The sequence below is a fragment of the Bradyrhizobium sp. BRP56 genome, assembly GCF_020194035.1.
In the GTDB taxonomy this organism is placed as follows: domain Bacteria; phylum Pseudomonadota; class Alphaproteobacteria; order Rhizobiales; family Xanthobacteraceae; genus Bradyrhizobium; species Bradyrhizobium australafricanum.
On the sequence record NZ_JADYVV010000093.1, the window covers coordinates 21,685 to 29,681 of the forward strand.

The 7,997-nt window shown below is 64.0% G+C and carries 7 protein-coding genes; all 7 read left to right on the forward strand.

Going from position 1 to position 7,997, the window contains the following annotated elements; all coding sequences use genetic code 11:
* Positions 1-89: 89 nt before the first annotated feature.
* On the forward strand, positions 90-1,286 hold the full coding sequence (locus I6F38_RS39545) for an aminotransferase class V-fold PLP-dependent enzyme (RefSeq protein ID WP_172647591.1): 1,197 nt from the start codon (positions 90-92) through the stop codon (positions 1,284-1,286).
* Positions 1,287-1,333: 47 nt separating this feature from the next.
* A complete protein-coding gene (locus I6F38_RS39550; protein WP_172647592.1) occupies positions 1,334-2,131 on the forward strand; it encodes an enoyl-CoA hydratase/isomerase family protein in 798 nt (265 codons plus the stop codon).
* A gap of 250 nt (positions 2,132-2,381) precedes the next feature.
* Positions 2,382-3,368: a tripartite tricarboxylate transporter substrate-binding protein gene (locus I6F38_RS39555; protein ID WP_172647593.1), complete on the forward strand. Its 987-nt coding sequence runs from the start codon at positions 2,382-2,384 to the stop codon at positions 3,366-3,368.
* A 237-nt stretch (positions 3,369-3,605) separates the two neighbouring features.
* Positions 3,606-4,481 carry an S-methyl-5'-thioadenosine phosphorylase gene (locus tag I6F38_RS39560; RefSeq protein WP_057020489.1) on the forward strand — a complete coding sequence of 292 codons (876 nt, stop codon included), beginning with the start codon at positions 3,606-3,608 and terminating at the stop codon, positions 4,479-4,481.
* A 41-nt stretch (positions 4,482-4,522) separates the two neighbouring features.
* Complete coding sequence (mtnA, locus tag I6F38_RS39565) at positions 4,523-5,623, forward strand: S-methyl-5-thioribose-1-phosphate isomerase (RefSeq protein WP_172647594.1); 1,101 nt, start codon at positions 4,523-4,525, stop codon at positions 5,621-5,623.
* 76 nt (positions 5,624-5,699) lie between these two features.
* Complete coding sequence (locus I6F38_RS39570) at positions 5,700-6,242, forward strand: tripartite tricarboxylate transporter TctB family protein (RefSeq protein WP_172647595.1); 543 nt, start codon at positions 5,700-5,702, stop codon at positions 6,240-6,242.
* A 22-nt stretch (positions 6,243-6,264) separates the two neighbouring features.
* Complete coding sequence (locus tag I6F38_RS39575) at positions 6,265-7,782, forward strand: tripartite tricarboxylate transporter permease (RefSeq protein WP_172647596.1); 1,518 nt, start codon at positions 6,265-6,267, stop codon at positions 7,780-7,782.
* Positions 7,783-7,997: the final 215 nt, after the last annotated feature.

Sequence of the window (7,997 nt, forward strand, 5' to 3'; positions counted from 1 at the left end):
TGACGGACCCCCGCCGGGCCTAGGACAAACCCGGCGAATAGTGATATGCGAGCGGCTCACCACGAAAGACGAGACCGGGAAAGACGCTCATGACCGTGCATACTGGAAGGCATTTTCTGCAGATTCCGGGACCGACCAACGTGCCGGACCGGGTGCTGCGGGCCATGGATATGCCGACCATGGACCATCGCGGTCCCGAGTTTGCCGAGATCGGTTTTGCCGTGCTTTCTGCAATGCAGCGTGTGTTCCGGACCAAGCAGCCCGTGATCATCTACCCGTCGTCGGGGACCGGCGCCTGGGAGGCCGCGATCGTCAACACGCTGCAGCCCGGCGACAAGGTTCTGATGTGCGAGACCGGCCAGTTCGCCGTGCTGTGGCATGGCATTGCCGACAAGTTCAAGCTCGACGTCGATTTTATCGCGGGCGACTGGCGCCACGGCGCCGACCTCGAGCAGATCGAGGCCAGGCTGTCCGCCGACAAGGCGCACAAGATCAAGGCCGTCTGCGTCGTCCATAACGAGACCTCGACCGCCTGCGTCACCTATCCGCGCGACGTCCGCAAGATCCTCGACACGCTGAAGCATCCAGCGCTCTTGATGGTCGACACCATCTCCGGCCTCGGCTCGCTGGAATATGAGCATGATGCCTGGGGCATCGATGTCTCCATTGCCGGCTCCCAGAAGGGACTGATGCTGCCGCCCGGCCTCGGCTTCAACGCCGTGTCCGAGAAGGCGCTCGCGGTGGCCAAGGCCAATCCGGGCATGCGCTCCTATTGGGATTGGCAGGAAGTCATCAACATCAACAAGGCCGGCACCTGGCCGTATACGCCGGCGACCAACCTCCTGTTCGGCCTGCGCGAGGCCGTGAAGATGCTGGAGGAAGAGGGGCTCGAGAACGTCTTCGCCCGCCACAAGCGCCACAGCGAGGCGACGCGCGCGGCGATCAAGGTCTGGGGCCTCGAGACGCAGTGCCAGGAGCAGGGTGCGCACTCGCCGGCGCTGACAGCGGTGCGGGTGCCTGACGGCCACGACGCCGACCACTTCCGCAAGGTCGTGCTGGAGAACTTCGACATGTCGCTCGGCACCGGCCTCAACAAGGTCAAGGGCAAGGTGTTCCGGATCGGGCATATCGGCCACTTCAACGACCTGATGCTGATGGGCACGCTGTCCGGCGTCGAGATGGGCCTTGATCTGGCCAAGGTGCCGCATCGTGGCGGTGGCGTGCTGGCGGCGATGGAAGTCTTGAAGGGACGCGAAGCTTCGCAGGCGTCCAAGGCTGTGGCCTAGAGAGCCGTCGCCTGAAATCGAATCGCAAACAACAGAAAGAGCGAGACATGAACGCGCCCGTCACTTCGACCGAAGACCTGATCTATTCCGTCGAGGACGGGATCGCGCGCATCACGTTCAACCGGCCGCAGGCGCGCAATGCGCTGACCTTTGCAATGTACGAGCAGATGGCGACGATCTGCGAGAACATCAATCAGGATCACTCCATCAAGGCGCTGATCATGACCGGTGCCGGCGACAAGGCGTTCGCCTCGGGCACCGACATCTCGCAGTTCCGCGCGTTCAAGACGGCGCAGGATGCGCTCGACTATGAGGCGCGGATCGATCGCGTGCTGGGTACGCTCGAGCAGTGCCGGGTGCCTGTGATCGCGGCGATCGCCGGCGCGTGTACCGGCGGCGGCGCCGGCATCGCTGCCTGCTGCGATATCCGGATCGGTACCGAGGCGACGCGGATCGGCTTCCCGATCGCGCGCACGCTCGGCAACTGCCTCTCGATGTCCAACATCTCGCGGCTGGTGTCGCTGATCGGTCCGGCGCGGACCAAGGATCTGATCTTCAAGGCGCGCCTCGTCGAGGCACCCGAGGCGCTGGCGCTCGGGCTGTTGAACGAAGTCGTCCCCGATGTGGAAACGTTGCAGCGCCGCGCCACCGAGACGGCGAAGCTCGTCGCCGGCCATGCGCCGATCACGTTAGAGGTGACCAAGGAAGCGGTGCGCCGCATCCGCCGCACGCTGTCGCGCGAGGAGGGCGAGGACCTGATCCTGCGCGCCTATATGAGCGAGGATTTCCGCGAGGGCATGGACGCCTTCCTCAACAAGCGCGCGCCCAACTTCAAGGGCAAGTAACGGTCGTCCTGGAATCCTGGCGGAAAGCGCACTTTTCGCATTGATCCCCGTTGTCAGAAAGCGTGGGCACGAGACGGACTCCGCGCTGTTTTGATTGTTGGTCCGGAGCGTCCCCACCTCATTCCAAAGTCATAGGCCATGCGGCAGTTCGCGGCTTGAACTCACCTTCATTCTTGGCACAATGACGCGAGCCCGAGCCCGCTACCTCGCAGGTTTTGCCAAGCCGAACAAATAGATAGGGAAGAAACACGTGGGACAGATTGTAAAAACCACGGCTGCAATCGCGGCCCTCTTGCTGAGCACGCCGGCCTTTGCCGGCTGGGAGCCGAGCAAGCCGGTCGAAATCGTGGTCGCGGCCGGTGCCGGCGGCGCCTCAGACCAGATGGCGCGCATGATGCAGGCGGCGATCCAGAAGAACAATCTGATGAAGCAGCCGATGGTGGTGTCGCTGAAGGGCGGCGCGTCAGGTGCGGAAGCACTGATGTACATGAAGTCCAGCGAGGGTGATCCCAACAAAGTGCTGATCGCCTATTCGCTGATCTACATGCTGCCGCTGTCGGCCAAGATTCCGTTCAACTGGCGCGACCTCACCCCGGTGTCGGTCATCGCGCTCGACCAGTTCGTGTTGTGGGACAACGCCTCCGGTCCGAAGACCGTGAAGGAGTTCATCGCTGCCGCGAAGGCGGCGAGCGCGCCGTTCAAGATGGGCGGCACGGGCTCCAAGCGCGAGGATCACGTGCTGACCGTCTTCATGGAGCAGAAGACCGGCGCAAAGTTCTCCTACCTGCCGTACAAGTCCGGCGGCGAGGCCGCGACCCAGCTGGTCGGCGGCCACACCGAGTCCAATGTCAACAATCCCAGCGAGAACCTCGAAGTCTGGCGCGCCGGACAGGTTCGCGCGCTCTGCGTGTTCGACAAGGAGCGCATCTCCTACAAGACCAAGGTCACCGACACGCAATCCTGGAACGACATCCCGACCTGCAAGGAGGAGGGGCTCGACGTGCAGTACCTGATGCTGCGCGCGATGTTCCTGCCGGGCAAGGTCACGCAGGAGCAGCAGGCGTTCTATGTCGACCTGTTCCAGAAGGTGACGCAAACGCCGGAATACAAGGACTACATGGAGAAGCAGGCGCTGAAGCCGATCTTCCTCACGGGCAAGGACATGGTCGAGTTCCTCGAGGATGACGACAAGCAGAATGCGTCGCTGATGAACGCCGCAGGGTTCGTCGCGAAGTAGCGGATCCGCCGTCATTCCGGGACGATGCGAAGCATCGAACCCGGAATCTTGAGATTCCGGGTTCACCCTTCGGGTGCCCCGGAATGACTGGGCCGGCTGCTTTCCTGTTAGCTTGGAATTGCCTTGCAAGTGGCACCGGCGCGGTGATTACTGCGCCGCAGTATGGCCGAACGTCCGGCGAGCCCGATTGGGCTCGGTCACCCCTCCGGCGCCGTTGCGGGACCGTGAGGAGCGATCATGACCAAAGCCGTTCTCGGCATCATCGGCGGATCCGGCATCTACGATCTGCCCGGCCTGGAAAATGTCCGCGAGGAGGCGATCACAAGCCCCTGGGGCGAGCCGTCCGCGCCGCTCCGACGCGGCGAGATGGCGGGGCTGCCGATCGTGTTCCTGCCGCGCCACGGCCATGGACACGCGCTGTCGCCGTCCGACATCAACTATCGCGCCAATGTCGATGTGCTGAAGCGGGCGGGGGTCACGGACCTCGTCGCGCTGTCCGCGTGCGGTTCGTTCAAGGAAGAGCTGCCGCCGGGCACTTTTGTATTGGTCGACCAGTTCGTCGATCGCACCCACAAGCGCGAGAGCTCGTTCTTCGGCAAGGGCTGCGTCGCGCATGTCTCGATGGCGCATCCGGTGTCGCCGTTGCTGGCGAGGCATCTCGCCGCCGCTGCCGAGGCCGAAGACATCGCGTTCGCCCGCGGCGGCACCTACCTCTGCATGGAGGGGCCGCAGTTCTCCTCGCTCGCCGAAAGCCTGACCTACAAGGCGCAGGGCTATTCGGTGATCGGCATGACCAACATGCCGGAAGCCAAACTCGCCCGCGAGGCCGAGATCTGCTACGCCAGCGTGGCGATGGTCACCGATTTCGATTGCTGGCATCCGGCGCATGATGCCGTGACGGTGCAGGATATCATCCGTGTGCTGAATTCGAACGCCGAGAAAGCAAAGGCGCTTGTCGCGCGGCTGGCGCGGGATTTCCCTCGCGAGCACGAGCCGTGCCCGGTCGGTTCGGATCGGGCACTTGATACCGCGCTGATCACGGCGCCCGCGGCCCGCGATCCGCAGCTGCTGGCCAAGCTCGATGCCGTCGCCGGACGGGTGTTACGGTCGTGAGCAAGTCCTCTAGCGAGCGCGCGACGCGAAGGGCATAGGACATGAAAGTCGATGGACGACATTTTCGCAGCATCTGGCTCGAGCCCGACGGCTGGTCGGTCGGCGCGATCGATCAGCGCCGGTTGCCGCATGAATTCATCGTCGCCAAACTCACCACCGCGGACGAGGCCGGCGAGGCGATCCGCTCGATGCTGGTCCGCGGCGCGCCGCTGATCGGCGCCACCGCAGCCTATGGCATGGCGCTTGCCATGCGCGCCGATGCGTCGGATGCGGCGCTCGAGCGCGCCGGCAAGATGCTGCTTGCGACCCGGCCGACCGCGATCAATCTGAAATGGGCCGTTGACGAGATGCAGCGCGCGCTGGCGCCGCTCGCGGCTTCGGCCCGCGCCGAGGCGGCCTATGCCCGCGTGCGCGAGATCGCCGATGAGGATGTCGAGATCAACCGCGAGATCGGCCGTCACGGGCTCGGCCTGATCGAGACGATCGCCGCGACCAAGAAGCCGGGCGAGGTGGTAAACGTCCTGACGCATTGCAACGCCGGCTGGCTTGCAACCGTGGATTGGGGAACGGCGACATCGCCGATCTACCAGGCGCACGATCGCGGCATTCCGGTCCACGTCTGGGTCGACGAGACGCGTCCGCGCAATCAGGGCGCTTCGCTCACCGCCTGGGAACTCGGTCACCACGGCGTGCCGCACACCGTGATCCCCGACAACACCGGCGGCCATCTGATGCAGCATCGCATGGTTGATCTCGCGATCGTCGGGACCGATCGCGTCGCCGCCAATGGCGACGTCTGCAACAAGATCGGGACCTATCTGAAAGCGCTCGCGGCCCACGACAACAGCGTGCCGTTCTATGTTGCGCTGCCGTCGCCGACCATCGACTTTAGTATCGATGACGGCGTCAGGCAGATTCCGATCGAGCAGCGCGCGGCCGCCGAGGTGACGCACCTCACGGGACGCACGGCGGATGGCCGGATCGAAACCGTGCGCGTGGTTCCGGACGGCTCGTCGGTGGCCAATTTCGGCTTCGACGTGACGCCGGCGCGGCTGGTGACCGGATTGATCACCGAGCGCGGTGTTCTCAAGCCGGAGCGTGCTGCACTTGCGAGCGCCTTTCCCGAACGTTCCACTGTTTAGCTGAAGGCTGCATTGACGGTGGTTGCATCTGCACGCTATCCCAATCGTCGCCCTCGCAACCCAGACCGTCTCATCCATGTCCAATACCGAACTTGAGATCGTCGTCGACGATCCGACCGCACCTGAAGATAACTCGCCGGCGGTTGTCAGCACCGGCGTCGTCGACGTCGTCGTGTCGTTGCTGTTGCTTGCGCTCGCCGTGGTGCTCGGCTGGGACAATTGGCGCACCGGCGCGTCGTGGGACTCGACCGGTCCGCAGCCGGGCTATTTTCCGTTCTACCTCTCGGTCATCCTCGGCGGTGCCAGCCTCTATGGTCTTGGCGCGGCCTTCCTCTCGCGCCGGGAAGCCGCCGAGACCTTTGTCACCCGGTCCCAGCTTCGCCGGGTGATGGCGGTGTTCGTGCCGACATTGCTGTTCTGCCTCGCCACCCAATATCTCGGCCTCTATGTCGCGAGCTTTCTCTTGATCGCTGGCTTCATGCGCCTCGTCGGCAAGATCGCGCTGTGGAAGTCGCTGCTGACCGCCTTCGTCTTCACCGCCGCGATGTTCATAACGTTCGACGTCGCGTTCGACGTCATCATGCCAAAGGGACCGCTCGAAGCGGCTCTCGGCCGCTAGCGAACCGACAGGATTTCGAAACATGGAAGCCTTCGGTCTCCTGCTGCACGGCTTCGCCGTCCTTTTGACGTGGAAGACGCTGCTGTTGATGATGGTCGGGCTGGTGCTCGGCATCTTCGTCGGCGTGCTGCCCGGGCTTGGCGGCCCCAACGGGGTCGCGATCCTGCTGCCGCTGACCTTCACGATGGATCCGACGTCCGCGATCGTGATGCTGTCGTGCATCTACTGGGGCGCGCTGTTCGGCGGCGCCATCACCTCGATCCTGTTCAACATCCCGGGCGAAGCCTGGTCGGTCGCGACCACCTTCGACGGCTATCCGATGGCGCAGCAGGGCAGGGCAGCCGAAGCGCTCACTGCGGCGTTCACCTCGTCCTTCGTCGGTTCGCTGGTCGCGGTGCTGCTGATCACCTTCCTGGCGCCGATGATCTCGTCGTTTGCGCTGAGGTTCGGCCCGCCGGAATTCTTCGCCGTCTATCTCCTGACCTTCTGTTCCTTCGTCGGCCTCGGCCGCGAGGCCAAGCACAAGACGGTGATCTCGATGTCGCTCGGGCTGCTGCTTGCCGGCGTCGGCATGGATACGGTGTCCGGGCAGCTGCGCATGACGTTCGGCTCCGCTGAGCTCTTGCGCGGCATCAACTTCCTCGTCGCCGTCATCGGCCTGTTCGGCATCAGCGAGATCCTGCTCACGATGGAGGAGCGCCTCGCGCTGCGTGGACACGCCGCCGGCATCAGCCTACGCGTCGTGCTCTCGGTGTGGAAGGATCTGCCGAAATACTGGGTGACGCTGCTGCGCTCGTCGGTGATCGGCTGCTGGCTCGGCATCACGCCGGGCGGCGCGATCGCGGCCTCCTTCATGGGCTACAACCTCGCCAAGCGCTTCGCCAAGGATCAGGAGAGCTTTGGCAAGGGCCGGATCGAGGGCGTGTTCGCGCCGGAGACCGCCGCGCATGCCTCAGGCACCTCGGCGCTGCTGCCGATGCTGGCGCTCGGCATTCCCGGCTCGGGGACCGCTGCGATCCTCCTCGGCGGCCTGATGGTATGGGGCCTCAACCCGGGGCCGCTGCTGTTCGTCGAGCACAAGGATTTCGTCTGGGGCCTGATCGCCTCGATGTATCTCGGCAATGTCGTCGGCCTGGTGCTGGTGCTGACCACGGTGCCGATCTTCGCCTCGATCCTGCGCGTGCCGTTCGCGGCGGTAGCCCCGATGATCGTGGTGTCCTGCGCGATCGGTGCCTATGCGATCCAGAACGCGATGTTCGATATCTGGCTGATGCTGGGCTTCGGCGTCGTCGGCTATGTCTTCAAGAAGATCGGGATCCCGCTCGCGCCGTTCACCCTCGCATTGGTGCTCGGCAACCGCGCCGAGGATGCGTTCCGCCTCTCGATGATCGGCTCCGGCGGCGATATGAAGGTGTTCTGGTCGAACGGCCTGGTCGGCACCATCACGACACTGGCGATCGTGCTGCTGTTTTGGCCCTCGATCGATAGTTTGGTCGGCCGTGTCAGTTGGAGGCAGCGGAGCAAAACGGAGACACCATGAGAACTGAATTAGATCAGTGTCCCAGTTCTCTTATGTCGCCATAGTCTTATCCAGGACAGAGCTGGCCCCGGTTGTTTGGACAGCGCCGCGCTGGATTTAAGTGGATTCCTGCCGGGTTATGCTGAACGCGGGGCTTTACGATTTTGTCGTTGCGTCGGGAGGGCGTAGCCCGACCAGAGCGACGACAAAATCGTCGGCGACGGTCATGCGGCCAT

Coding starts and splice junctions, on each gene's coding strand:
- I6F38_RS39545 (WP_172647591.1), top strand. CDS start 90: ATGACCGTGCATACTGGAAGGCATTTTCTGCAGATTCCGGGACCGACC.
- I6F38_RS39550 (WP_172647592.1), top strand. CDS start 1,334: ATGAACGCGCCCGTCACTTCGACCGAAGACCTGATCTATTCCGTCGAG.
- I6F38_RS39560 (WP_057020489.1), top strand. CDS start 3,606: ATGACCAAAGCCGTTCTCGGCATCATCGGCGGATCCGGCATCTACGAT.
- mtnA (WP_172647594.1), top strand. CDS start 4,523: ATGAAAGTCGATGGACGACATTTTCGCAGCATCTGGCTCGAGCCCGAC.
- I6F38_RS39570 (WP_172647595.1), top strand. CDS start 5,700: ATGTCCAATACCGAACTTGAGATCGTCGTCGACGATCCGACCGCACCT.
- I6F38_RS39575 (WP_172647596.1), top strand. CDS start 6,265: ATGGAAGCCTTCGGTCTCCTGCTGCACGGCTTCGCCGTCCTTTTGACG.